The organism is Pseudonocardia benzenivorans CB1190 (genome assembly GCF_000196675.2).
In the GTDB taxonomy this organism is placed as follows: domain Bacteria; phylum Actinomycetota; class Actinomycetes; order Mycobacteriales; family Pseudonocardiaceae; genus Pseudonocardia; species Pseudonocardia benzenivorans.
Genome location: NC_015312.1, coordinates 4,762,459 through 4,785,832, shown reverse-complemented (window position 1 = coordinate 4,785,832; position 23,374 = coordinate 4,762,459). Strand labels below are relative to the sequence as shown.

General features: G+C 74.1%; 25 protein-coding genes, 1 tRNA gene and 1 pseudogene. 19 read left to right on the top strand and 8 right to left on the bottom strand.

The window, feature by feature from the left end:
• Window positions 1-63: 63 nt before the first annotated feature.
• The 3 genes from PSED_RS22420 to PSED_RS22410 all read left to right on the top strand — a co-directional run bounded on the left by PSED_RS22420 (window position 64) and on the right by PSED_RS22410 (window position 2,616).
• The gene (locus tag PSED_RS22420) at window positions 64-681 is read left to right on the top strand and encodes a YdcF family protein (RefSeq protein ID WP_013676527.1); all 618 of its coding nucleotides are present in this window, start codon (window positions 64-66) and stop codon (window positions 679-681) included.
• Window positions 678-1,976, top strand: a complete 1,299-nt coding sequence (locus PSED_RS22415; RefSeq protein ID WP_013676526.1) for a deoxyguanosinetriphosphate triphosphohydrolase — start codon at window positions 678-680, stop codon at window positions 1,974-1,976. The genes PSED_RS22420 and PSED_RS22415 overlap by 4 nt, the downstream gene beginning before the upstream one ends.
• 76 nt (window positions 1,977-2,052) lie before the next feature.
• Window positions 2,053-2,616 (top strand): carboxymuconolactone decarboxylase family protein, encoded by a 564-nt coding sequence (locus tag PSED_RS22410; protein WP_013676525.1) that lies wholly within the window; start codon window positions 2,053-2,055, stop codon window positions 2,614-2,616.
• Between the two features lie 248 nt (window positions 2,617-2,864).
• On the opposite strand, the pseudogene PSED_RS35715 reads toward PSED_RS22410, so the two are convergent.
• Window positions 2,865-3,050 (bottom strand): annotated as a pseudogene (locus PSED_RS35715) (HNH endonuclease family protein); the annotation flags it as partial.
• A 533-nt stretch (window positions 3,051-3,583) separates the two neighbouring features.
• Complete coding sequence (sigJ, locus tag PSED_RS22405) at window positions 3,584-4,447, bottom strand: RNA polymerase sigma factor SigJ (protein WP_013676524.1); 864 nt, start codon at window positions 4,445-4,447, stop codon at window positions 3,584-3,586.
• A gap of 102 nt (window positions 4,448-4,549) precedes the next feature.
• On the opposite strand from sigJ, the gene PSED_RS22400 reads away from it, so the two are divergent.
• The 7 genes from PSED_RS22400 (at window position 4,550) to PSED_RS22375 (ending at window position 9,410) form a co-directional block, all read left to right on the top strand.
• A complete protein-coding gene (locus tag PSED_RS22400; RefSeq protein WP_013676523.1) occupies window positions 4,550-5,308 on the top strand; it encodes an SDR family oxidoreductase in 759 nt (252 codons plus the stop codon).
• Between the two features lie 70 nt (window positions 5,309-5,378).
• Complete coding sequence (locus PSED_RS22395) at window positions 5,379-5,594, top strand: hypothetical protein (RefSeq protein WP_013676522.1); 216 nt, start codon at window positions 5,379-5,381, stop codon at window positions 5,592-5,594.
• Between the two features lie 89 nt (window positions 5,595-5,683).
• A complete protein-coding gene (locus tag PSED_RS35360) occupies window positions 5,684-5,812 on the top strand; it encodes a hypothetical protein (RefSeq protein WP_013676521.1) in 129 nt (42 codons plus the stop codon).
• On the top strand, window positions 5,809-6,189 hold the full coding sequence (locus PSED_RS22390; protein WP_013676520.1) for a VOC family protein: 381 nt from the start codon (window positions 5,809-5,811) through the stop codon (window positions 6,187-6,189). Before PSED_RS35360 ends, PSED_RS22390 begins: the two co-directional genes overlap by 4 nt.
• Window positions 6,190-6,232: 43 nt before the next feature.
• On the top strand, window positions 6,233-8,131 hold the full coding sequence (gene dnaG / locus PSED_RS22385; protein ID WP_041759958.1) for a DNA primase: 1,899 nt from the start codon (window positions 6,233-6,235) through the stop codon (window positions 8,129-8,131).
• A complete protein-coding gene (locus PSED_RS22380) occupies window positions 8,131-8,655 on the top strand; it encodes a hypothetical protein (protein ID WP_013676518.1) in 525 nt (174 codons plus the stop codon). Before dnaG ends, PSED_RS22380 begins: the two co-directional genes overlap by 1 nt.
• Window positions 8,652-9,410 carry a trans-aconitate 2-methyltransferase gene (locus tag PSED_RS22375; protein WP_013676517.1) on the top strand — a complete coding sequence of 253 codons (759 nt, stop codon included), beginning with the start codon at window positions 8,652-8,654 and terminating at the stop codon, window positions 9,408-9,410. Before PSED_RS22380 ends, PSED_RS22375 begins: the two co-directional genes overlap by 4 nt.
• Window positions 9,411-9,470: 60 nt before the next feature.
• Here PSED_RS22375 and PSED_RS22370 read toward each other — a convergent pair whose 3' ends face one another.
• The gene (locus PSED_RS22370) at window positions 9,471-9,680 is read right to left on the bottom strand and encodes a hypothetical protein (protein WP_013676516.1); all 210 of its coding nucleotides are present in this window, start codon (window positions 9,678-9,680) and stop codon (window positions 9,471-9,473) included.
• Window positions 9,681-9,832: 152 nt separating this feature from the next.
• Between PSED_RS22370 and PSED_RS22365 the strand changes: the two genes are divergently transcribed.
• The 3 genes from PSED_RS22365 to PSED_RS22355 all read left to right on the top strand — a co-directional run bounded on the left by PSED_RS22365 (window position 9,833) and on the right by PSED_RS22355 (window position 11,539).
• Window positions 9,833-9,905 (top strand) — tRNA-Asn (locus tag PSED_RS22365).
• Window positions 9,906-10,065: 160 nt separating this feature from the next.
• Window positions 10,066-10,674 (top strand): TetR/AcrR family transcriptional regulator, encoded by a 609-nt coding sequence (locus PSED_RS22360; RefSeq protein ID WP_013676515.1) that lies wholly within the window; start codon window positions 10,066-10,068, stop codon window positions 10,672-10,674.
• 73 nt (window positions 10,675-10,747) lie between these two features.
• Window positions 10,748-11,539 carry an alpha/beta hydrolase gene (locus PSED_RS22355; protein WP_013676514.1) on the top strand — a complete coding sequence of 264 codons (792 nt, stop codon included), beginning with the start codon at window positions 10,748-10,750 and terminating at the stop codon, window positions 11,537-11,539.
• 96 nt (window positions 11,540-11,635) lie between these two features.
• Here the strand turns inward: PSED_RS22355 and PSED_RS22350 are convergent, their stop codons facing one another.
• Both PSED_RS22350 and PSED_RS22345 read right to left on the bottom strand, forming a co-directional pair.
• Entirely contained in the window at window positions 11,636-12,682 is a 1,047-nt protein-coding gene (locus PSED_RS22350) for a ribonuclease E domain-containing protein (RefSeq protein WP_013676513.1), read from the bottom strand.
• A 616-nt stretch (window positions 12,683-13,298) separates the two neighbouring features.
• On the bottom strand, window positions 13,299-13,979 hold the full coding sequence (locus PSED_RS22345; RefSeq protein WP_013676512.1) for a MarR family winged helix-turn-helix transcriptional regulator: 681 nt from the start codon (window positions 13,977-13,979) through the stop codon (window positions 13,299-13,301).
• Between the two features lie 253 nt (window positions 13,980-14,232).
• Here PSED_RS22345 and PSED_RS22340 point away from each other — a divergent pair, with 253 nt between their 5' ends.
• The 6 genes from PSED_RS22340 (at window position 14,233) to PSED_RS22315 (ending at window position 20,628) form a co-directional block, all read left to right on the top strand.
• Entirely contained in the window at window positions 14,233-14,781 is a 549-nt protein-coding gene (locus tag PSED_RS22340; protein WP_158511338.1) for a VOC family protein, read from the top strand.
• Window positions 14,782-14,861: 80 nt separating this feature from the next.
• The gene (locus PSED_RS22335) at window positions 14,862-15,857 is read left to right on the top strand and encodes an iron-containing alcohol dehydrogenase (protein WP_013676510.1); all 996 of its coding nucleotides are present in this window, start codon (window positions 14,862-14,864) and stop codon (window positions 15,855-15,857) included.
• Window positions 15,854-17,005 (top strand): maleylacetate reductase, encoded by a 1,152-nt coding sequence (locus PSED_RS22330; protein ID WP_013676509.1) that lies wholly within the window; start codon window positions 15,854-15,856, stop codon window positions 17,003-17,005. The genes PSED_RS22335 and PSED_RS22330 overlap by 4 nt, the downstream gene beginning before the upstream one ends.
• Window positions 17,002-17,838, top strand: coding sequence for a patatin-like phospholipase family protein (locus tag PSED_RS22325; protein ID WP_013676508.1), 837 nt, complete (start codon window positions 17,002-17,004; stop codon window positions 17,836-17,838). Before PSED_RS22330 ends, PSED_RS22325 begins: the two co-directional genes overlap by 4 nt.
• The gene (locus PSED_RS22320; protein ID WP_013676507.1) at window positions 17,835-18,968 is read left to right on the top strand and encodes an FAD-dependent monooxygenase; all 1,134 of its coding nucleotides are present in this window, start codon (window positions 17,835-17,837) and stop codon (window positions 18,966-18,968) included. The genes PSED_RS22325 and PSED_RS22320 overlap by 4 nt, the downstream gene beginning before the upstream one ends.
• A 37-nt stretch (window positions 18,969-19,005) precedes the next feature.
• Window positions 19,006-20,628, top strand: coding sequence for an FAD-dependent oxidoreductase (locus tag PSED_RS22315; protein ID WP_013676506.1), 1,623 nt, complete (start codon window positions 19,006-19,008; stop codon window positions 20,626-20,628).
• Between the two features lie 185 nt (window positions 20,629-20,813).
• Here PSED_RS22315 and PSED_RS22310 read toward each other — a convergent pair whose 3' ends face one another.
• The 3 genes from PSED_RS22310 to PSED_RS22300 all read right to left on the bottom strand — a co-directional run bounded on the left by PSED_RS22310 (window position 20,814) and on the right by PSED_RS22300 (window position 23,312).
• Window positions 20,814-21,299, bottom strand: a complete 486-nt coding sequence (locus tag PSED_RS22310) for an SRPBCC family protein (protein ID WP_013676505.1) — start codon at window positions 21,297-21,299, stop codon at window positions 20,814-20,816.
• 118 nt (window positions 21,300-21,417) lie between these two features.
• Window positions 21,418-22,341 carry an LLM class F420-dependent oxidoreductase gene (locus tag PSED_RS22305; protein ID WP_013676504.1) on the bottom strand — a complete coding sequence of 308 codons (924 nt, stop codon included), beginning with the start codon at window positions 22,339-22,341 and terminating at the stop codon, window positions 21,418-21,420.
• Between the two features lie 68 nt (window positions 22,342-22,409).
• Window positions 22,410-23,312 (bottom strand): LLM class flavin-dependent oxidoreductase, encoded by a 903-nt coding sequence (locus tag PSED_RS22300; RefSeq protein ID WP_041762040.1) that lies wholly within the window; start codon window positions 23,310-23,312, stop codon window positions 22,410-22,412.
• Window positions 23,313-23,374: the final 62 nt, after the last annotated feature.

Below are 23,374 nucleotides of genomic sequence, written 5' to 3'. Positions count from 1 at the left end.
GGTGCCCGGCCGCGCCACCTGCAGCCCGGGCCGCGGCCGCAGGAGCCCCCGGCCCGCAGCCGGATGCGCTGGCCGTTGCGCATCGTGCTCGGCGGGGTGCTGGTGGCGGTGATCATCGTCGTCGGTACCGCGTTCCGGGTCTGGGAGACCGCGCGCACCGACCACGACACCCCGGCCGACGCCGTCATCGTCCTCGGCGCCGCCCAGTACGACGGCAACCCCAGCCCGATCTTCGCCGCCCGCCTCGACCACGCCGCGGCGCTGTACCGGCAGGGTCTCGCGCCGCGAATCGTGACCGTCGGCGGCAACCGGGCGGGCGACGAGTACACCGAGGCGTCCGCGGGCAGGCGCTACCTGCTCGCCAAGGGCGTGCCGGCGGCGGCCGTGGTCGCGGTGGGGGAGGGGTCGGACACCCTGGCCAGCCTGCAGGCCGTCGCCGCGGTGGCCCGCACCGGCGGCTGGCACACCGCGATCCTGGTCAGCGACCCGTGGCACTCGCTGCGGGCGCGCACGATGGCCGAGGACTCCGGGCTCGACGCCTGGACGTCGCCGACGCGCAGCGGCCCGGTGGTGCAGAGCCGCGAGACGCAGGCCCGCTACATCGTCCGCGAGACGGGGGCGCTGCTGTTCTACCGGATCACCAAGGCGCCCGCCGACACCGAGGACACCGGCCTGGGATGAGCGGCCCCTCCGATCTCGCCGTGCCGACCGACCGGGGCTACGACGAGCATGCCCGCGCCCGGATGCTGCCCGAGGAACCGAAGACCGCGGCCGGCGGCCGGCCCGAGCGGCGCAGCCCGTTCGCCCGCGACCGGGCCCGCGTGCTGCACTCCGCGGCGCTGCGCAGGCTCGCGGGCAAGACGCAGGTCGTCGGACCCGGGGAGGGCGCGGAGATCACCGGCATCCCGCGCACCCGGCTGACGCACTCGCTCGAGGTCGCCCAGATCGGCCGGGGGATCGCCGAGGAGCTGGGCGCCGACCCCGACGTCGTCGACACCGCCGGGCTCGCCCACGACATCGGGCACCCACCCTTCGGGCACAACGGCGAACGCGCGCTCGACGAGATCGCGCGGGCGTGCGGCGGGTTCGAGGGCAACGCCCAGACCCTGCGGATCCTCACCCGGCTCGAGCCCAAGGTCGGCCACGGCGACCACGCGGGCGGGCTCAACCTGACCCGGGCCGCCCTCGACGCCGCGGCGAAGTATCCGTGGGTGGGCGGGCCGGGGGTGCGCAAGTACGGCGCGTACGAGGCCGACCGCGCGGTGCTCGACTGGGTCCGCGACGGCGCACCGCCGCGGCGGCGCTGCATCGAGGCGCAGATCATGGACTGGTCCGACGACGTCGCCTACTCGGTGCACGACGTCGAGGACGGCATCCTCGCCGGCCGCATCGACCTCGCCGCACTGGCCGATACCGACGAGCGCGACGCCCTCGCGGCGCTGGCCGTCGCGAACTTCGGGGCGGATCCCGATGCGCTGCAACGGGCCGCCGACCAGCTGCTGGCGCTGCCCGCGGTCGACGGCGTCCGCGGGTTCCACGGGCCGTCGGCACCGGCGCGCGCGCACGTCGCGCTCAAGGTGCTCACCAGCGAGCTCGTCGGACGGTTCGTCCGCGCGGCCACCGACGCCACGCTCGACGCCCAGCCCGACCCCGACGCGGCGCTCACCCGCTACACGGCCGACCTCGTCGTGCCCGCCGGGGCCGCCGCCGAGGTCGCGCTGCTCAAGGCGGTCGCCGTCCGCTACGTCATGAAGGACCCGGCGCGGTTGGCGATGCAGGCCCGCCAGCGCGAGCTGCTCGCCGAGCTCGCCGCGTCGCTGCTGGCGGGCGCACCGGGGAGCCTCGACCCGGTCCGCGCCGAGGACTGGGCGGCCGCGTCCGACGACCCGGCGCGGCTGCGCGTCGTCGTCGACCAGATCGCGATGCTCACCGACCAGCAGGCGCTGTCCTGGCACGCGCGGCTGCGCCGGCTCTGAGGCGCGCTGTCACGAACCGCGGTCCCGTCCCGTCCAGAAGGCGTCCCCTCGACGGACGAGACGACGGAGGCGAACGATGGCACGAATCCCCGCGGTGGCCGAGCAGGACGCCGGCCCGGTCGGACGGCTGGTCTACCGGATGGCGCGGCGCCGCTTCGGCGAGGTTCCCGAACCGTTCGCCGTGGCCCGCCACCACCCGAAGCTGTTCTGGGCCGGGCTGGTGTCGGAGCTGGCCTACGAGAAGGCGGCGACGGTGCTGCCCGCTCCGGTGCGCGAGCTCGCCGTCTACCGGACGGCGACGCAGGTCGGCTGCTCGTGGTGCGTCGACTTCGGGACGATGCTGCAGCGGCTGCAGGGCCTGGACACCAACCGGTTGCGCCACATCGACTCCTACGCCACCGATCCGCTCTACTCCGCGGCCGAGCGGCTCGCGATCGGCTACGCCGACGCCATGACCGCCACGCCGACGACCGTCACCGACGACCAGGTCGCCGAGCTGGAGCGGGCCTTCGGCCGCGCGGGTGTCGTCGAGCTGACGCACGCGATCGCCCTGGAGAACATGCGCGCCCGCAGCAACCATGCCCTGGGGATCACCGACCAGGGCTTCGCCGCGGCCTGCGAGCTCCGTGAGCGGCGATAGTCGCCATCGCCACCATCGCCGCTCACGAGCCGGGCGGGCGGGCCGGGCCGGACCGTTGCGGGCCGGGCGGCGGCGGCGAGCCGGGCCGGGGAGTCCCGGGCCGCCGCTCGCGGCGGGACGCGACGGCGGGATCAGCGGCGGATCGTGCTGTCCGGCGGGAGCGGCTCGCCGGGACAGCCGGCCAGGACGCCGGCGATCGCGTCCCGCTCGGCCGCGGTGACCCACAGCCCGTACTTCTGCTTCACCGCGACCTGCCGGGCGACGTAGTCGCAGCGGTAGGACTTCGTCGGCGGCAGCCAGGTGGCGGCGTCGCCGTCGCCCTTGGACTGGTTCGTCGGCCCGTCGACGGCGAGGAGGTTGAGCGGGTCGTTGCCCAGCAGGGTGCGGGTCGCGGGATCGAGCTGCTGGGCGCCCTTCTGCCAGGCGTCCGACAGCGCGACGACGTGGTCGATCTACGGCCTCGCTGGTGCCCTGGCCGCGCACGAAGGAGATGTTCTTGCCGGTGTAGGGGTCGTGCAGCGACCCGGTCAGCACGACGCAGTCGTGGGTGCCCGGCTTGAAGGTCTCGCCCGTCATGTCCCGGGCGAGGACGTCGTTGCGTTGGTCGCAGCCGTTGTGGTCGACGTCGGTCCAGGCGGCGCCGAACTTGTCGCGGGTGTAGCCGGTCTTGGGCGCGCGGCCCTTGACGGGCAGGGCGGCGAGCGCCGTGGCGGCGTCACCGGTGGCGGCGGGCGCGACGGGCGCACCCGGTGCGGCAGGAGCACCGGGCGCGGCAGCGCCGGGCAGTTCGAACGGGGTGGTCCGCAACGCGGCACACCCCGAGACCGTTGTCGAGAGGGCGGCCACTGCCGCCAGAACCGGGACCCACCGTCGCCACGCACGTACCGTTCGCACCCGCGAATCCTGGGGTGCGGGCGGCCCCGGATCCGGGACCGACACGGCGGTGTCCGCCGGGCCGCGACGGTGCTCAGAGTTTGTCCGGGTTGACCACCTGATACATCGCGCGGATCCGGCCGTCTGTGACGGAGAGCACTGCGACCGACGCCGGTGCCGTGCCGACCGCCGGGGTCCGCACGCCCGGCTCGCCGTTGACGAGGATCGGCTCCCAGTCCGCCAACAGACCGTCGCCGTACTTGCGCAGCAGGCCCAGGAACAGCCGGGCGACGTCGGCGGGTCCGACGATGGGCCGGCGCGCCGCGGACACCCGGCCGTCGCTGTCGGCCAGCAGCACGACGTCCGGATGCAGCAACGCGACGATGCCGTCGGTGTCGGCCCTGGCCAGCGCATCGGCGAAGGCCTGGAGGACCGCCAGCTGTTCGGCGCTCGACGCGGGCGGCGGGACGTCGGCCTCGGCGACGACGCGCCGTGCCCGGCTCGCGTGCTGGCGCGCGGTGGCCTCCGAGCAGTCGAGGACCTCGGCGATGCGGGCGAACGGCAGGTCCAGCGCCTCGTGCAGGACGAGCGCGACCCGCTGCGGCGGCGTGAGCCGTTCGAGGACGACCATCGCCGCCATGCGCACCCCCTCGTCCCGCACGACCTCCGCGAGCGGGTCGTCGTCGGCGGGCGTGGTGACCAGCGGCTCGGGCAGCCAGGGTCCGACGTAGCGCTCCCGGCGCGCCGCGGCCGACCGCAGCCTGTCCAGGCACAGCCGACCGACGACGGTCGTCAGCCAGGCGCGCGGCTCGTCGATCGTGGCGGGGTCCTGGGCCGCGAAGCGCAGCCACGCCTCCTGGACGGCGTCCTCGGCGTCGGAGCGGCTGCCGGTGATGCGGTAACCGACGCGGAGCAGGTGGGCGCGGTGCGACTCGAAGGTGTCGACGTCGACGGTCACCACCCCGACGCTACGGGAGCGACGAGCGTCACACCGCCCTGCCGTCACGACCGCGGGCGCCACCCCGTCCCCACGGTGACCGACCGAGAGAAGGGAACCACGATGGACCTCCTCGTCACCGGAGGCACCGGAACACTGGGCCGCGCCCTCGTCGAGCGGCTGCGCGCCGAGGGCCTCGCGCCACGGGTGCTCAGCCGCACCGCGGGGCCCGGCCGCGTCGTCGGCGACCTGCGCACCGGCGCCGGGATCGACGACGCCGTGCGCGGCGCCGACGTCGTCGTGCACTGTGCGACCGCGCCGAAGGGCGACGCGGACACGACCCGCACCCTCGTCGACGCCGCCACCCGCGCGGGCCGGCCGCACCTGGTGTACGTGTCGATCGTCGGGATCGAGGACGTGCCGCTGCCCTACTACAAGGCGAAGCTGGCGGCGGAGCGCGTGATCACCGGCAGCGCCCTGCCCTGGACGATCCTGCGGGCCACGCAGTTCCACGACCTGCTCGCGACGATCTTCGCGGCCGGGTCGAGGACGGGCGTCCTGCCGGTGCTCGCGCACACGCCGTTCCAGCCGATCGCCGTCGACGACGTCGCCGCCCGCCTGGCCGAGCTCGCGACCGCGCCGCCCGCGGGCCGGGCCACCGACCTCGGCGGCCCCCAGGTGCGCGAGATGGCCGACCTCGCGAGGGCCTGGCTCACGGCGACCGGGACGCGGCGGCGCGTCGTCGGGCTGCGGCTGCCGGGCGGCATCGGGCGCGGTTTCCGCAGCGGTGCGCACACCACCCCGCAGCACGCCGACGGCGTCGGCACCTTCGAGGAGTTCCTGCGCGCGCAGGGGCGGCCGCACACTCACTCGACCGAATGACGCACCGACGACACGCCGAGGATTGCGCCGATCGGCGTAACGGCGGCAGGTCGGCGGGGGATGACCGGGTATGAGCATCGTGTCGGACGTCCTGACCGTCCTCGCCGGTGGCGCCGGCATCCTCGTGCTGCTGGCGATGGCCGCGCTGCCGCTCTACGCCGACCGCGGGGCCGTCCCGGCCGACGCCCTCGACGCGGCGGGGCCGATGACCCCGCAGCCGATGATCCCGCAGCCGCGCAGGTCACCCGAGGTCGTCGAGCAGGTGACGCGGCCCCTCGCAGTCTGAGAGCCGGCTTCTGCGATCCCTCGCGGTTTCTCAGCCCCCTCCCAGCCCGCCCGCAGCCGCGCCACGGTCTCCCGGCGCACGGTGGAGTCATGGTGCACACCGTCCTCGACTCGGTCGCCGTCTCCGCCGCGATCCTGCTGTTCGTCGTCATGACCTGCGTCCCGTGGTTCCTCGACCAGGACGAACCGGCGCCCGCCCGACTACCGTCGAGACGGTGACCGCCCCGCACCCGCGCCCACGTCTGTCCGTCGTCGCGCTCGACTGCCCCGATGCCGACGCCCTCATCGGCTTCTACTCCGCGCTCACCGGCTGGCCCGTGAGCGAGGGCGACTCCGACGAGGACTGGCGCGAGCTCGTCGCCGACGGTCCCGTCACGATCGCCTGCCAGCGGGTCGACGGCTACCGCCCGCCCCGCTGGCCCTCCCAGGAGCATCCCCAGCAGGTGCACGTCGACTTCGACGTCCCCGACCTCGACGCCGGTGAGGATTTCGTCCTCGGCATCGGCGCCGTCAAGGCCGACGTGCAGCCCGGTACGTCCTTCCGTGTCTACCTCGACCCGGTCGGCCATCCGTTCTGCCTGGTCCTCGCGACCTGAGCCGTGCGGCCACGTCCCACACGGTCGGCCTAGACTCGTGCCCGTGGCAGGGCGGATCCGGGACAGCGACATCGCCGAGGTCCGCGACCGCGCCCGGATCGACGAGGTCATCGGCGAGTACGTCGCACTGCGCCGCGCCGGCGCCGGGTCGCTGAAGGGTCTGTGCCCCTTCCACGACGAGAAGACCCCGTCGTTCAACGTCCGGCCCACCCACGGCACGTTCCACTGCTTCGGGTGCGGCGAGGGCGGCAGCGTCATCGACTTCGTCATGAAGATCGAGGTCGTCGGGTTCGTCGAGGCCGTCGAGCGGCTCGCCGAGAAGGTCGGCGTGCGGCTGAACTACGAGGGCGGCGGCAGCTCCGTCCAGCGCGACCGCGGCACCCGTACCCGGCTGCTCGAGGCCAACCGCAGGGCCGCCGAGTTCTACGCCGAGCAGCTGCGGACTCCCGAGGCCGCGCCCGCGCTGCAGTTCCTCACCGCCCGCGGGTTCGACTCGGCCGCGGCGGCCACCTTCGGCTGCGGCTACGCCCCGGCGGGCTGGGACCTGCTCACCAAGCACCTGCTCGCCGCTGGGTTCGGCCTCGACGAGCTGATGAAGGCGGGGCTGTCCAAGGAGGGCAGGCGGGGCCCGATCGACCGGTTCCACCGCAGGCTGCTGTGGCCGATCCGCGACCTCGGGGGCGACGTCGTCGGCTTCGGCGCGCGGCGGCTCTTCGACGACGACGGCATCGAGGCCAAGTACCTCAACACGACCGAGACGCCCGTCTACCGCAAGACCCACGTCCTGTTCGGGCTCGACCTGGCCAAACGCGAGATCGCGAGGCGCCGGCAGGTCGTCGTCGTCGAGGGCTACACCGACGTGATGGCCATGCACCTCGCCGGTGTCCCGACGGCCGTCGCGTCCTGTGGGACGGCCTTCGGCGCCGAGCACGTGTCGGTGATCCGCAGGCTGATCGGCGACGACAGCTTCGACCTCGGCGAGGTGATCTACACCTTCGACGGCGACGCCGCGGGCCAGGCCGCCGCGCTCAAGGCGTTCGAGGGCGACCAGAGCTTCGCCGCGCAGACGTTCGTCTCCATCGCACCCGACGGGCAGGACCCCTGCGAGCTGCGGCAGTCCGGCGGCGACACCGCCGTGCGCGACCTCGTCGCGCGCCGGGAGCCGCTGTTCGAGTTCGCGATCCGCTCGATGCTGCGCGAGCACGACCTTGACACCGCCGAGGGCCGCGTCGCGGCGCTGCAGCGCTGTGTCCCGCTCGTCGCCCGGATCCGTCGGGAGGACCTGCGCGACGAGTACGCGCGCCGCCTCGCGGGGTGGACCAGCTGGGACGACATCGCGATGGTGGTCCGCCGGGTCCGCGAGACGGCGGGGGCGCCTGCCGAGCCGGTCCGCGGCCGGCGGTCCGCGCCGCCCGTCGGGGCCCCGCCCAAGGACGACCCGCGGCTGCACCTGCAGCGCGAGGCCGTCAAGGCCGCGCTGCAGGAGCCCGCGATCGCGGGACCCGCCTACGACGAGCTGCCCGAGGCCGCCTTCAGCCATCCCGCGTTCGCGGGCGTGCACCGCGCGATCGCCGCCGCGGGCGGCGTCTGCGCCGGGTTGTCCGGGCCCGCCTGGATCGAGGCCGTCGGCGCCGAGTGCGCCCCCGAGTTCCGCGGCCTCGTCCACGAGCTGGCCGTCGAGCCGATGCAGCTGCCGCGCAAGACCGCCCGCGCGAGCAGCAACGGCAACGGGCTCACCGACGAGGCGCGCTACGTCGCCAGCGTCGTGGCCGGGGTGCGGCTGGCGCTGGTCGAGGCGCAGATCGCCGAGCTCAAGGCGCGGCTGCAGCGCACCAACCCGGTCGAGGAGGCCGACGCCTACCACCAGCTCTTCGGCGATCTCGTCCCGCTCGAGCAGTACCGGATAGCGTTGCGCGACAAGGCGATGGGAGCCGCTGTCTGATGGGTCTGGTGAGCCGCATCACCCAGATCGTCACCGGCCGGGGTGAGTTGCCCGCGGGCTTCGACGCCACCCTCGAACCCGAGGAGCGGGTCCTCGCGGTCGCCCCGATCGTCGGCGGCAGCCATGTCGTCGTGACGTCGTGGGGGCTCTGGCTGCCCGGCGACGCCCCTCGCCGCATCGGCTGGCACCTGGTCAGCAAGGCGGTCTGGGGCGGGGGAGCGCTCGTCGTCACCGAGGCGACCGAGACGGTCGAGGACGGCGTCGTGCTGCTCACCGACCTGCCGCCGCGCAGGCTGCGGCTCGAGGACCCCGGCAAGGTCCCGCAGCTGGTGCACGAGCGTGTCACGGGTTCGATCACGTCGCGACATCACCGCGACCTGCCCGGTGGCGGCGCGTGGTTCCTGCAGCGCAAGGTCCCCGGTGCCGACGGCACCGTCCTCCAGGTCCGTGCCGACCCGGGTACGGACCCCGATCTCGTGCGTCGACTCGCCCTCGAGGTGGCGCGGAAGGCGCGGCAGGGATGACCGGCACGACCTGGGACCCGACGCTCTACCTGACGTTCGACGACGCGCGCTCGCGCCCGTTCTTCGACCTCGTCGCGCGGGTGCGCGCCGAGTCGCCGCGCCGGGTCGTCGATCTGGGGTGCGGGCCCGGGCACCTGACCGAGGTGCTGGTCCGGCGGTGGCCCGACGCCGTCGTGGAGGCCCTCGACTCCTCACCCGACATGGTCGCCGCGGCCCGCGAGCGCGGGATCGACGCCTCGTTGACCGCCGTCGAGTCCTGGTCGCCCGGGCCGGATGTCGACGTCGTCGTCACCAACGCCGTCCTGCAGTGGGTGCCGACGCACCGCGAGCTGCTCCCGCGCTGGATCGACGCGCTCGCGCCCGGCGCATGGTTCGCGATGCAGGTCCCGGGCAACTTCGGCGCGCCGTCGCACGTGTTGGTCCGCGAGCTCGCCGCCGCCCGCGGCATCACCGTCCGCGACACGCTCGCCGTGGGGGAGCCCGCCGAGTACGCCGAGCTGATCGGCCGCCCCGGTGTCGACGTGGACGTCTGGGAGACCACCTACCTGCAGCGGCTCACCGGCGAGGACCCCGTCCTCACCTGGATCACCGCGACCGCGCTGCGCCCCGTCCGCGACGCGCTCGACCCTGCGGGCTACGACGACTTCCGCGCCGAGCTCGCCCCGCGGCTGCGCGAGGCGTACCCCGCCAATGCCGACGGCTCGACCTGGTTCCCGTTCCGCAGGCTGTTCGCGGTGGCGCACAAGCGATCCTGACGACGACCGGGCCGCGGGAGCTGTCCCGGGCCGGCCGCCGTCGCGATCGTCGGCGCAGAATCAGTGACCGCGGCCGTTGCTCGACGCGTCGGCGTGCCTGCGCCCGTTGACCGCCTCGTCGACGCGCGCCCGCACCACCCCCGCCGCGCCCTGCACCGCAGGATGGTCGGTGACGCGCTGGTACGCGCGCACCAACTGCTCGTACCGCTCGTGGCCGGCCCGCGCGCCCAACACGTAACCGACGGCCGCACCCAACAACAACTTCAGCATGTCGCCTCCGCAGGTCGCCCGTGATGACCCCATCCTGCCCCAGTGCAGGTCGTCAGGCGTGCTGGCGGGGGCAGCCCCCCGGGACGGTGCGTCCGAACGGGTGCGCTAGAGTTCTGCACGTCGGTGAGGCACGGCCTCGGCGACACAAGCGGTCCTCCGTAGCTCAATTGGCAGAGCATGCGACTGTTAATCGCAGGGTTACTGGTTCGAGTCCAGTCGGAGGAGCTTCTCCCCTGCTCAGAGGCCTGGTCCCCGCTGGTTCCATGATCACGCCCCGCGTCGGTCCTCTCGGCGACCAATGGCATCGAGGTCGGATGGCGGGGCACCTGCGGGAGGACGCCGTGGCACATCTCGTCGACAGCGAGGCCGGCCGGGGGGACGACGCATGACCGATCGGCCGGCCAGGCGGACGCAGGAGCAACGGCGGGCCGAGACCGAACGGCGCGTGCTGGACGCGGCGATGGCGCTCATCGCGCGCAGCGGGTCCCGAGCCGTCACGCTCGCCGAGGTCGGGGAAGCCGCCGGGTACAGCCGCGGCATCGTCTACCACCATTTCGGCAGCCGGGAACGGCTGTTGGAAGCCGTGGTCGACCAGGCGCAGCGGTTCGACATCCCCGGCTACCAGGGAGACGGCCTGGACCACCTGGTGCGGATCATCGAGGCGTACCTGCGCAACGTCGTGCGGCGGACACCCTCGGCGCGCGCGTTCCTGCAACTGTGGGGCGAGGCGATCGCGGCCGACCCCGTGCTGGCTCCGCTGTTCGCCCGCCGGGACGCCGACTTCCGGCAGCTGCTGGCGGACGTGGTCCGCCAGGGCGTCGCCGACGGGTCCGTCCGACCCGACGCGAACCCGGCCGCCGCCGCCGTGCTGATCGTCGGCCTGGTCCGGGGGACAGGGCTGCAACTCATCGCCGAACCTCCGGTCCGCGACGTCCCTGCCCTCATCCAGGAGGCGGCGCGCTCGGTCCGCGGGGCGTTCGCGGTCACGCCGTAGCTTCCGGCGGTGGTCTCCGGCGTCTACCACTGCTACATTTACTTGCATACATACACGCAAGTAAGGAGTGGTCATGTCCGTTCCTCTGGTACTCGTGCACGGCAATCCCGAGAGCGCCGGCGTGTGGGGACCGCTGATCGCCGCGCTCGGTCGGGACGACGCGGTGGCGCTGTCCCCGCCCGGATTCGGGGTGCCTGCGTCGGACGACTTCTCCGCCACGGTCGAGGGGTACCGTGACTGGCTCGCCGCGCGGCTGGAGCAGTTCCGGGAGCCCGTCGATCTCGTCGGTCACGACTGGGGTGGCGCGCACGTCGTCCAGATCGCGATGACGCGCCCCGATCTGATCCGCAGTTGGGCGTCGGATGCACTCGGCCTCTTCGACCCGGACTACGTCTGGCACGCGCGGGCCCAGGTGTGGCAACAGGAAGGGGCGGGCGAGGCCTCGGTGAAGGAGCTCTTCGGCGGCACGCTCGCGCAGCGGCTGGAGGTCGTCCGCGCGCTCGGGATGACCGGCGCGGCCGCGGAACGCGTGGCCGCCGGCATGGACGACGGCATGGGACGGGCGGTGCTCTCGCTCCTGCGATCAGCGGTCCAGCCCGTCATGGCCGACGCGGGCCGCGACCTCGCCGAGGCGCGGCAGCGGCCCGGTCTGGCCCTGGTCGCTCGCGCGGACGTCGGGCACGCCAGCGGCACGCCTGCGCAGCACCGGTCCGCGGCCGCGGCGGCCGGTGCCGAGATCGCGGAGCTCGCCGAGGTCGGGCGCTGGTGGCCGGTGACGCACCCGGACCCGGCGGCTCGCGCCCTGACGGCGTTCTGGTCCCGGGTGGACGGTCAGGCGGTTCGTCCGCCGTCGGTCGGGCCGTGATCGAGACCGGTGGTGGCCGACCCCAAAGGCCTGATTCTGCATCGTGGGTGTGACGGTGCCGAGGTCGCCCGGGTGTCGGCACGGCGCGGAGGGACGTCAGACCGGAGCGGCGGTCACCGTGCTCTCGCGGCGGGCGACGGTCAGTCGTGCCCGGCCGGATCGCACGGCACCCACGGCGAAGAGGACCAGTCCGAGGCCGAACCAGGCCAGCAGTACCAGCACCGGTTGCGTGGCGCCCGCGCCGTCGAAGAAGGCCGTCGACCGGAGCAGGCTCGCGCCTGCGCCCGGCGGCAGCAGCCGGCCGAGGGTGCCGGACCAGCCGGGGAGCATCTCCGGGGCCGAGGCGCTGCCGGAGAGCGGGTTGCCGACCAGCAGCAGCACAGCCGCGCCCAGGCCGATCCCGGGCAGGCCCATTACTGCTTCCAGGCCGAGCAGGATCAGTGCGGTCGCGGCGACCGAGAGTGCCACCGCACCGGCGTTGGTCCAGTAGTCCCCGCCGAGCGAGCCGAACCAGAACTGCAGGATCGCGACCAGTGCCAACCCACCGGTCATCGCGAACGCCAGCGCGCCGACCAGGCGGCGGGCGGCCCCCCGGACCCGCAGGGTGAGCACCACGGCGGCGAGCACACCGCCGATGACCAGTGGCAACGATCCCGCGGCGAGCCCGATCCCGCGTGGGTCGGCGGCCGGCAGCGGGACGAGCTCGCGAACCGTCGCCGACGGCGCGGTCGCCTCACCGGGTGCCGCGAGGCCGGCCGCCAGCGCCTGCAACGTCTGCGCGACCGCCGGGCTCGCCGCGGTCGCGACGACGACCTCGGGTCGGCCGCCGCTCACGTCGATCGCGCCGTAGACCTCACGGTCGACGATCGCGGCCTCGGCGGCAGCGGTGTCGGGAACGGCGAGGGTCTCGAACGCGCCGGGCCGGCGCTCCTCCAGCGCGGCGGCGATCCGATCGGTCGCCACACTCGGTCCGGCGAGGGCGATCGGGACCGCGTGCACGGAGGACCGGACCGCGGGTAGTCCGAACGCGGTCAGCAGGACGCCGACGGCCACCGTCAACAGCACGACGACCGCCGCAACCTGCGCCCACGGGGTGGGTGCGCCTTTCGTCGCGGGTACGGGATCGACGTCCAACACGCTCATGTGTCGCTCCTCGGTGCGGCGGCCGCGCCCCGGCGGCCGCTCGGCTCGGTGAACCGGCCCGTCGCGCCGGCACCCCCGACCGCCGGAGGGGTCGGCCGGCCTCGCCCGTCCGCCTCGCCACCGGTGTCGGATCGCCAGGTTAGAACTCAACAGGCGTTGAAGTCAACGCACGTTGAATTTATCGAGGATGCGATCTCGGGGGCAGGGGTGCGGAGTCGCCCGGACGCGCATTACGGCGCTGGGGACGGTCGCCCCGACACGGCGGCTGGTGCGGTCCGTGTTCGGCCGAAGCGCGGGCGGTCGCGACCCGGCGCGCGGCTGGACGCGGACATCGATCGGATCGCAGCGGCGCCGCGCTCGCCCGCCCATGCGGCTCGGCTGTGACGTGTCCCTGCCACGCCGTGCTGCGGCAACGCAGGTACGTGGTGCGCGGACGGCGTCGCGCGTTGTCCCCGCGGCGGCCCACCCGTCGGTCGCCGGTCGCCGGGATTCAGCGCGCAACCTCACTGCTGCTGGTCGCGCCGAAACGAGCAGTGAGGTTGCGGCCGGGTTCGTGCACGGGCAGCGGCGGGTGGGCCGTCGCAGCTGCGGTGTCCGGGTCCGTTCCCGCGGCGGGTCACGTGCTCTCGTCGGTCGCGCCCGACGGTGCGGGCTGGTCGGTGGGTGTGGGGGAGGCGTTCCGGATCCGGGCCCAGAGGTCGATCAGCCGGTCGAGGTCGGCGTCGTCGAGGTGCCGCACGAACACCCGTCGGACCCCGTCGAAGTGCACGTCCATCGCGGCGCCCAGCTCACGTTCCCCGCGCGGGGTCAGCCGCGTGACGACGGCCTGGCGGCCGGCCGAGGAGACCCGGCGGACCAGGCCACGCTCCTCGAGGCGGGCGACGATCCGGGTCACCCCGCCCGGGGTGACGAGCACGGCCCGGGCCAGGTCGACCATCCGGCGTTGCTTGTCCGGCATCCGCCACAGCTGGTACAGCACGTCGAACTCGCTCAGGGTGAGCCCGGTGCGCTCACGCAGCTCCGTCTCCAGGATCGGCAGGATCGCCGTCTGCACCTCCAGGACACCGCGCCAGGCCAGCAGCTCCCGGCGCTCCAGGTGCGGGACGTCCTTCTCGACGATCTCCGGCGCCGGGACGGGCCGTCGGACCCGGCGGTTCTGTTCGCTCTTCCTGACCGGCTGTCGGCGCCGGGCGCGGTAGGCCTTCTGCCGGCAGGCCGCGGAGCAGTACTGCGGCGGACGGCCCTGCTCGCCGACCGACAGCGGGCGGCCGCAGACGCGGCACGTCGGCGTCGACACCGGACCTCCCCTCGTGACGAAAATGCGTCCTCTCACCTTACGTCACGCTCTCGCTCCTTCGGTCGCCGTCCGGCGAACACGATCATGCCTGTCGGCGGCCCGTGGACCGGGCGGCCGCGACGGATCCGAGAAAGTCATTGACGTGGAAACAAGATCACGTTAACGTGAGCGCCGTCATACGACGGCCGTCTGGCTCGTCGGGGCGACGAACAGGAGAGATGACATGGGCGTCCGAACGACTGGTTGTCACCACATGGCTTTCGTCACAAACAACATGGAGGAGACCGTCAAGTTCTATAACGGTCTCCTCGGCTTTCCGGTGGTCGTGACGTTGCAGCTCCCGAACCCGGACCCGTTCCCGGGTGCGGTGCCGGGCAACCTCGGCGGCAGCCGGCACTACTTCTTCCGGATCAGCGAGCAGGACACGATCGCGTTCTTCGAGTTCGCCGACGTCGAGGTGCCGGCCGACAACTCGCTGCTCGGGGCGGGCAACCACCTCGCCATCACGGTCCCCTCCGAGGCCGAGCTGCAGAAGGCCAAGCGGCTCCTGGAGGAGAACGGCGTCAAGATCAAGAGCGAGCTCGACCACGGCTTCTGCCACTCGATCTACTTCGAGGACCCGGTCAACCACATCGCGCTCGAGTTCGCCACCTGGCAGCACGCGTGCGACGAGGAGGAGCCCTTCCTCCAGGACCCGGCCCCGGTCCCGGCGGCGCTGGCCGCGATCGGCGCGGAGCGCTACGAGCGTTACCAGCTGCACTACAACCCGGACGGCCACGGCGGCGAGGGCCCGCGCGCCTGATTCCGCACCGGTCGAGCGACCGGCTCGAACCGGACCGACTACACCGGCGCCCTCGGGGGCCGCGGACGCGAAGGACTCCCATGCCCGGAGACGACGACCGGTGCCGCTCCGCCCCGCCGCTCGCCTCGGGGCCCGGCTCGCTGGGGCAGCTGCCCGACCTCGTCGATCGTCTCGGCGTGCGCACCTCGCTCCTGGTGGTCGGTCCGGGGATGGCCCCGGTGGCCGAGCGGGTGCGGAGGTTGCTCGGCCGCCGCTGCGTCGGCACCTTCAGCGATGCCGTGGCGCACGTGCCCGCGTGGGAGGCGAACCTCGCGGTGGCGTCCGCTCAGGAGGTGCACGCCGACTCGGTCGTCGGGATCGGGGGCGGGTCGGCGGCCGGGTACGCGAAGATCGTGGCGCTGGCGCTGCGGCTTCCCCGCATCGCCGTGCCCGCGACGCTCTCCGGTGCCGAGCTCACGTCGCGCTACCTCGTGACCACCGCTGCGGGCAAGGAGGGCGGGAGTTCCCCGACGGCAGCCGCGCGAGCCGTCGTGCGTGACCCGGACCTGCTCGCGGGCGTACCGGCGCGGGTGCTCGCGTCGAGCGGCATGAGTGCCGTCGGCGCCTGCGTCGAGGTGCTGGCCGGGCCGAGCCTGGCGGGGCGCGCGGAGGCGGCCGCGGGGCTGCGGTTGCTCTGGGAGACCCTTCCGCGGCTGGTCCGCGACCCGGCCGAGCTCGATCTGCGCGTCGGGGCAAAGGAGGGCGCGGCGCTCGCGGGGAGGGCCCTGGAGGCGGCCGGTCCCGGCCCGGCCCAGTTGGTCGCGGAGGACCTCGGGGCCGCACACCGGCTCGATCACGGCGCCTTGATGGCCTGCCTGGTCCCGCAGCGCGGCGCGGAGGCCGACCTCGCCGGGCTCCCCGGCGCGGCCGCGCTCCACGACTTCGCCGAGGCGCTGGGGCTGCCGGTCGACCTCGGCGCACTGTGCCCGACCGTCGACGCGGACGCGTTGGTCGACCGCCTCGCCCGGCGGCGGGACCTGGCCGGCCAGGCCGATCCCGAATCGATGCTGATGCTGCTGAAGGAGGCGCTGCGATGACCACGACGCCGATGACCACGACGCCGATGACCACGACGCCGGGGATCACGACGCCGATGATCACGACGCCGCCCACGGCCGCCGGTGCGAGCGGCGTGCGCATCGATCCCTTCGACTACGAGGCGCGGCCGGTCCGCGTGGTGTTCGGACCGGGCCGGATCACCGAGGTGGGCGCCGAGGTGGATCGGCTGGGCCTGCGCCGGGTCATGCTGATCGCGGACCCGCGGGCCCCCGGTGGCGAGGTGCTGGCCGCCGCGGTGGCCGGCAGGCTCGCGTTGCACTGGGACGAGGTCGCCCAGCACGTGCCGATCGCCCTGGCCGAACGGGCACACGCCGCCGCCGTGGCCGCGGGCGTCGACGGTCTGGTCAGCCTGGGTGGCGGCGCGGCCACGGGGCTGGCCAAGGCCATCGCGCTCGACACCGGGCTCCCGATCCTCGCCGTGCCGACGACCTACGCGGGCTCGGAGCTCACCCCGGTCTACGGAATGACCGGCGGCCGGCGCAAACGCACCGGCAGCGACGAACGGGTCCGGCCCGCCGTCGTCGTCTACGACCCGGAGCTGACCCTCGGCCTCCCACCCGAGGTGACCGGTCCCAGCGCCTTCAACGCGATGGCGCACTGCTTCGCCGCCCTCTGGGCGCCGCACCGGGACCCGCTCACCTCCGCGCTGGCGGTCGACGCGCTGCGCACGGCCGCCGCGAGCCTGCCGGCACTGGTCGACGATCCCGCGGACGTGCAGGCCCGCTCCGGACTGCAGTACGCGGCGTTCCTGGCAGGGACGGCACTCGGCCGTGCCGGTACCGGTCTGCAGCACCGGATCTGTCACGAGCTGGGCGGGCGGCTGAACCTGCCGCACGCCGACACGCACGCCGTGGTGCTCCCGCACGTCGTGGCCCTCAACGGTCCCGCCGGGCCCGACTGGACCGCGCGGGTCGCACCGTTCCTCGGACCGGACCCGGCGGTCGGTCTGTGGGAGCTGGCCCGTCGCTCGGGCGTGCCGACGGATCTGGCGCGGCTCGGCGCGGACGACCGGGTGGTGCGCGACGTGGCCGGGTCGGTGGCGCACACGCCGAACCCGGTGCCGGTCGACGCCGTGGTGCTGGCGACCCTGCTCGAGCGCGCGCGGCAGGGGGACGTGCCCGCATGACGGGGATCGTCGTTCACACCCTGGTCCTCGGTGCCGGCGGACCGGTCGGGGCCGCCTGGCTCAGCGGGGCGGTCTCCGGCCTCACGGCCGGGATGTCCCTCCGGGACGTGACGCAGATCGTCGGCACCTCGGCCGGATCGGTCGTCGGCGCCTGGCTCGGCGCCGGGGCGGACCTCGACGAGGCGACGGCGGCGATCGCCGACCGCGCGGCGTGGCACGCCGGACGCCGCGGACCGGCCGCCGGCACCGTCGACACGGACACCGACACGGGCACGGGCACGGCCACGGGCACGGACACGGCCATCGATGCCGACGCCGCGGCCGCGCTGTGGGCCCGGTGGCTCCCGTCCGGTGAGTGGCCGAAGACGCTGCGGGTCACGGCCGTCGCGTTGCCGGACAAGCGGATCAGCGTCTGGTCGGCCGACGACGGGATTCCGCTGGGTGCCGCCGTCGCCGCGTCGACCGCGGCCCCCGGCCTCGCCCCGCCGGTGCGCATCGGGGGCCGGCCTCACGTCGACGGCGGTGTCCGTTCGACGACGAACGCGGACGTCGCCGCCAGCCGGATCGACGCCCCCGGAGCAGAGGTCCTCGTGCTGGCGCCGCTCTTCACGGACGCGCTGACCAGGGAGGTCCGGATCCTGCGCGGCCTGGGCTGCACGGTCCGGATCCTGACACCGGAGCGCGGCGACCTGGGTGGTGCGTTGGACGGCGGTGGCGTCGCGCTGCTCGGAGCGGACCTCGTCGGGCCCGCTGAACGTGCCGGCCGGCGCCAGGCAGAACGAGCACTGGCCGCGTTCCCGCAGGCCTCGACGGTCGGGAGGTTCGCGGGGTGACGACGGAGTCTCCGCTGCGCGTGGTGGTGGTCGGGGCTGGCATCGGGGGGCTGGCCACCGCCGTCGCTCTCCGCGGCATCGGTGCGCAGGTGCAGGTGCACGAGCAGGCGCGGGCCCTGACCAGGGTGGGGGCCGGCCTGCAGCTGGCGCCCAACGCGACCGGGGCACTGCGCGGTCTGGGGTTGGCGGAGCGGGTGGCGGCGATCGCGTGCCGGCCCGAGGCCTGGTGCAGCGTCGACGCCGCCGACGCCGTGCTGTCGCTGCGCGTCCCCCTGGGCGGCGAGGTCGAGCACGAGTTCGGGGCGCCGTACCTGCATGTACACCGCGGTGACCTGCACGAGGTGTTGCTCGACGCCGTCGGGGACGTCCACATCGGGCACCGCGCCGTCGGCGTCGAGCAGACCGAGAACGACGTGGCCGTCCGGTTCGCCGGCGGCGACGCCGTCACCGCGGACGTCGTGATGGGTGCCGACGGCATCCACTCGCAGATCCGCGAGAGCCTCTTCGGCCGGACGAACCCGCGCTCCTCGGGCCTCGTCGCCTACCGCGGGATCGTCCCGCGCGACCGCGTGCCCGACGTCCCACCGGTGTCGGCGAAGTGGTGGGGCGAGGACCGCCACCTCGTCCACTACTGGGTCTCCGGCGGCCGTGAGCTGAACTTCGTCGCTCCGGTCCCGAACGAGACCTGGACCGAGGAGTCCTGGACCGCCGAAGGCCGGGTCACCGACCTGCTCGACGCGCTGTCCGGATTCGCCGAACCCGCCCGGCGGGTGGTCGCGGCCGCCTCCTCGCTCATGCGCACCGCGCTCTACGACCGGGATCCGCTGCAGGCGTGGGGCGAGGGCCGGGTGGCCCTGCTGGGCGACGCCTGCCACCCGATGTTGTCGTTCATGGCGCAGGGGGTGGGCATGGCCGTCGAGGACGCCGTGGTGCTCGCCCGGTGCCTCGACGGCGCGTCCCGCGCGGAGGTGGGGCCCGCGCTGCGCCGGTACGCCGAGGTCCGCCGCCCCCGCACGAGCGCGGTGCAGGGCGGCTCCCGCGGCAACGAGTTCCTCCGCGGTTCGGCCTCGGGTCCGAACAGCGACGAGATCTACGGCTACGACGCCTGGCAGGTCCCGCTGCCGGCCTGACCCCACCGACATCACCACAGCGACGGAAGGAACTCCCATGCCCGACCACAACGACGTGGCCATCGTCGGAGCCGGCCCCGTCGGGCTGATCGCCGCCCACGAGCTCGCTCGGCGGGGCGTGTCGCTCCGCCTGTTCGACAAGCGGCCCGGCCCGTCGCACACCACACGGGCCTTCACCCTGCATGCGCGCACGATGGAGATGTTCGAGCACATCGGCGTCGCCCATCGCATCGAGGAGGTCGCGCTGCCCTGTCCCGGGAACGTCTACCACTTCCAGGGAATGAGCGAGGAGGACAAGCCGCGGACCGACTTCCGCGGCCTCCCGACGCGCTACCCCTTCTACTACAAGATCAACCAGAACGACTTCGAGCAGGTGCTGCGTGAGCACCTGTGCGCGCACTACGGGATCCGCCCCGAGTACGGCCAGGAGTTCATCGACCTCGAACAGGACGCTGACGGCGTCACGCTGTCGGTGGTGGACAGGGCCTCCGGCGAGGTGCGGACGCACCGCAGCGCCTGGGTGATCGGCAGCGATGGTGCGCACAGCCGGGTGCGGGACCGGGTCGGTATCGACTTCGTCGGTGACCGGGTCGGGGTCATGGCGATGATGGACGTCGAGATCTCGGACTTCGCCCACGACGACGCGTGGGTGAACTACTTCATCGGCGAGTCGCTGTTCATGCTGGTCACGAAGCTGCCCGGCCGCCTGTGGCGGGTCTATCTGTCGGACGCCGGGGCCATGACCCGGGCCGACGACCCGCGCGGCTCCTTCCAGGCGGTCGCGGACGAGATCGGCATCGGGATGCGGATCGGCGACCCGCAGTGGGCGACCCAGTGGGAGATCCTCAACAGCGCCGCCACCAGCTACCGCGCGGGCCGGGTCTTCCTCTGCGGCGACGCCTCCCACGTGCACTCCCCGGCCGGCGGCCAGGGCATGAACGGCTGCATGCAGGACGCGTTCAACCTCGGGTGGAAGCTCGCCGCGGTCGTCGACGGCGCCGCGCCGGAGTCCCTGCTGGACACCTACGAGGCCGAGCGCCGGCCGATCGGTGCCCAGATCACCGCGGGCGCCAGGTCGACCCACGACATCGTGATGGCGTTCGGCCAGGGGCTCGCGGACCGGATCGCGCTGACCCGGGAGCCGGGTTGGCAGCAGCGCACCGTCGAGCTGATCTCCGGGCTGTCCCACAACTACCGCGACACCGTCAGCGGCCCACCCGTCGAACCGGTGCCGGGTCCGGCGGCGGGCGACCGCGCACCCGACGCCCAGCTGGTGGTCCAGCCGCGCAAACGGCTCTTCGACCTGTTCCGGCACTGCGGGTTCACCCTGCTGCTCGTGCCCCGGCCGGGGGACGCGGGCGACGCGCAGCGGGCCGCCCGCGTGGCCGCGCTGATGCGGGAGGCGTTCGGCGACGGGGTCTCGTCGGTCCTGGTCTCGGCCGACCGCAGCGCGGACTTCGACGAGGACCACCTGATCCCGGACCAACTGGGGGAGCTCGCCCAGCGCTACGCGATCGCCGAGGGGGAGGCCCGGGCCATCCTGGTCCGCCCGGACATGTACGTCGGGGGACACTGCCGGCTCGAGGACGCAGACGCGCTCGTCGAGCAGGTGGCCCGGTGGCTGGTTCCTCGCGTGGCGGTGCCCGCGGCGGCGGGCTGACCACGTGCCGCGGCCGGGCGGCGCCCCGGCCCGCGGCGTCCTCCGGTCGGGGAGCCACCCGGCGCGGTGGACTATCGTCATCCCGCCGATCGTTGTCGTGGCACCGGACAAAACACGCCGGTCGCAACCTGCGCGCCGCCCGGTCGCCGCGGCCGGGCCGGCCGGGGCGGCGGGTCGGCGCGGCCTCAGCCCTGCCGCGCCGGTTCGGCGAGCTCGCCGAGATGGCGGAGAGAGTTGGCGAGATGGTCGGGGGCGAACGGCGGGAACGCGATGTACTCCCGGATGTGCTGCGGGACGGCCGACCAGTCGTAGGTCAGCGTCACCCGGGTCTCGGACGGACCGGCCGGCGTGAGGTCGTAGCGCCACGTCCAGCCACCGAACTCCAGCTCGCCGCGCTGGTTCTCCTGCCCCGGCCGCCAGCCGATCGCGCGGTCCTGGGTGAACACCTCGACCCGGTTGGCCATCTGGTAGTGCCCGTCCGGGTGGTTCGGGTGGTACATCCTGATTCGGAAGACCTGTCCGGCCCCGGTCAGCGGCGCCGGGTCGATCGCGGCCTCGACCCAGCCGGTGCCGTCGATGGCGCAGTGCGCGGCCGGATCGGCCAGCACGGCGAACACCCTCGCCGCGGGGACCGGGATGGTCAGTTCGACGCGTACGTTCTCCTCGGCCATGTCGGCATGCTCCTCGTCGTCTCGTCCGGACCGCATCCGGTGTGGGGTCGTCCAGGAGCAGACCCCCGGGATCGACGGAACTCATCGGTCCGCGCCGGGTCCGTCGCGCGGCGGATCGTCACGGCGCGAACGCGTTCAGCACCTGGTCCGCGTAGGCCACGGCCGCGGCGGGGTCGACGGCGGGGGAGCCCACGCGCGGGGAGAGGTTGAGGTCGAGGAACACCTCGGTCGCACCCTGCGCCCGCAGGGCTGAGAGGTCGTCGAGGACCTGCGCCCGCGTGCCCTGCAGCGGTCGGCGCCCGGGGCCGGCGGGCCCGTCGAGAAGATCGACGACACCGCGCACGACGATCCGCACCGCCTCCGGGTCGCGCCCCGCCTCGCGGGCGCCCGCTCGCACCGTCGCGGCGCAGGCACCGATCCGGGAGAGGTCGTGGTGGCTGCTGCCGATCCACCCCTGCGCGAGCCGTCCGGCGCGCCGCAGCGCCGCCTCGGCGGTGCCCCCGAGCAGCAGCGGCGGATGCGGCCGCTGCACCGGCCGCGGGCTCACGTGCGAGCGCGGAACCGTGTAGAACTCGCCGGCGAACTCGACCGGGTCCTGCGTCCACAGCGCGCGCAGGCAGCGCAGGTACTCGTCCATCCGGGCCCCGCGCCGCGCGAACGGGACGCCCGCGGCGGCGTACTCCTGCGGCATCCACCCGATCCCGAGCCCGACCGACAGGCGTCCGCCCGACAGCACGTCCAGCGTCGCCATCGCCTTCGCCGTCACGACGGGCGGGGTGAAGGGCGCGCACAGCGTCGCGGTGCCGATCCCGATCCGGGTGGTGTGCCCCGCGACGTAGGCCAGCGCGACGACCGAGTCCTGCACCTCGCGATGCGACTCTCCCTGGTCGGCGTCGACAGGGTTCAGCAGGCGCTGGAACGTCCACAGTGACGCGTAGCCGAGGTCCTCGGCGCGCCGGGCGATCCGGCGCATGGTCCCGGGTGTGGCCCAGCTGCCCGATATCGGCAGGCCGAACCCGAGCAGCGGCAGCTCACCGGTCACGGGCGGGACTCTGCCAGTCGGCGGCGTGGCGCGCGAGCATGATCCGCCCAGGACGCGGACCGGGCGGATCAACCGAGCTGCGGGGCGACGGCCGAGGCGATGAGCTCGAGCTGGTCGAGGTCGGAGGCGTCGTCGAGCTGCAGGTACACCCGGGTGGCGCCGGCCTCCGCGTAGCGGCCGAGGGCGTCGACGGCCTCGGCCGGGGAGCCGACGACACCCGAGGACCTCAGCTCGGCCAGGTCCCGGCCGGCGGCCGCCGCGCGCCGGGCCACCTCGTCGTCGCTGCGCCCGACGTACGTCGCGACGGTCACCGAGTACACGAGGTCGGGTCGGTAGTCCGCGAACGAGCGGACCTCGTCGAGCTGCGCCCGGGCCTCGGCCACCGAGACGAGCGGGGCGTTGAACTCGTGCGCGAAGTCGGCCGCGAGCACGGTCGCGCGGGGGGCCTCGAGTCCGCTGACGATGACCGGGACCTGTTCCTGCGCCGTCGGCGGGACCGGGCTGTCGACCAGCTCGTAGTAGGTACCGCGGAGCGTGTGGGTCGATCCGGCCGGCCGCTGCCACAGCGCGTGCAGGATGTTCAGCTGCTCCTCGAAGCGGGCGTTGCGGTCCGCCGGCAAGGGGATGCCGTGGGCGCGGTGCTCGGCGGCGTCGCCACCCGCGCCGATGCCGAGCTCGACCCGGCCGCCCGACATGCGGTCGACCTGGGCCACCTGCAGGGCGAGCACCGTCGGGAGCCGGAACGTCGCCTGGCTGACCAGCGTCCCCAGCCGGATGACCGTCGTCTCGCGGGCCAGGCAGGCGAGCGTGAGCCACGCGTCGGTCGGGACGGCCGCGCCGTCGGGGACCGGGACGTAGTGGTCGGACCGGAGGTAGCCGCTGAACCCGAGTGCCTCCGCCGCCCGCACCAGCGCGAGCTCGGTGTCGTAGTCGGCGCCTCGCCGGGCGTCGGTCGTGATCCGCAGGTCCATGATCGTCATTGTGCCGAACGGACGAGCGGGGGCCCTGCCGTCGGCGTCACCGGGACGGCCGA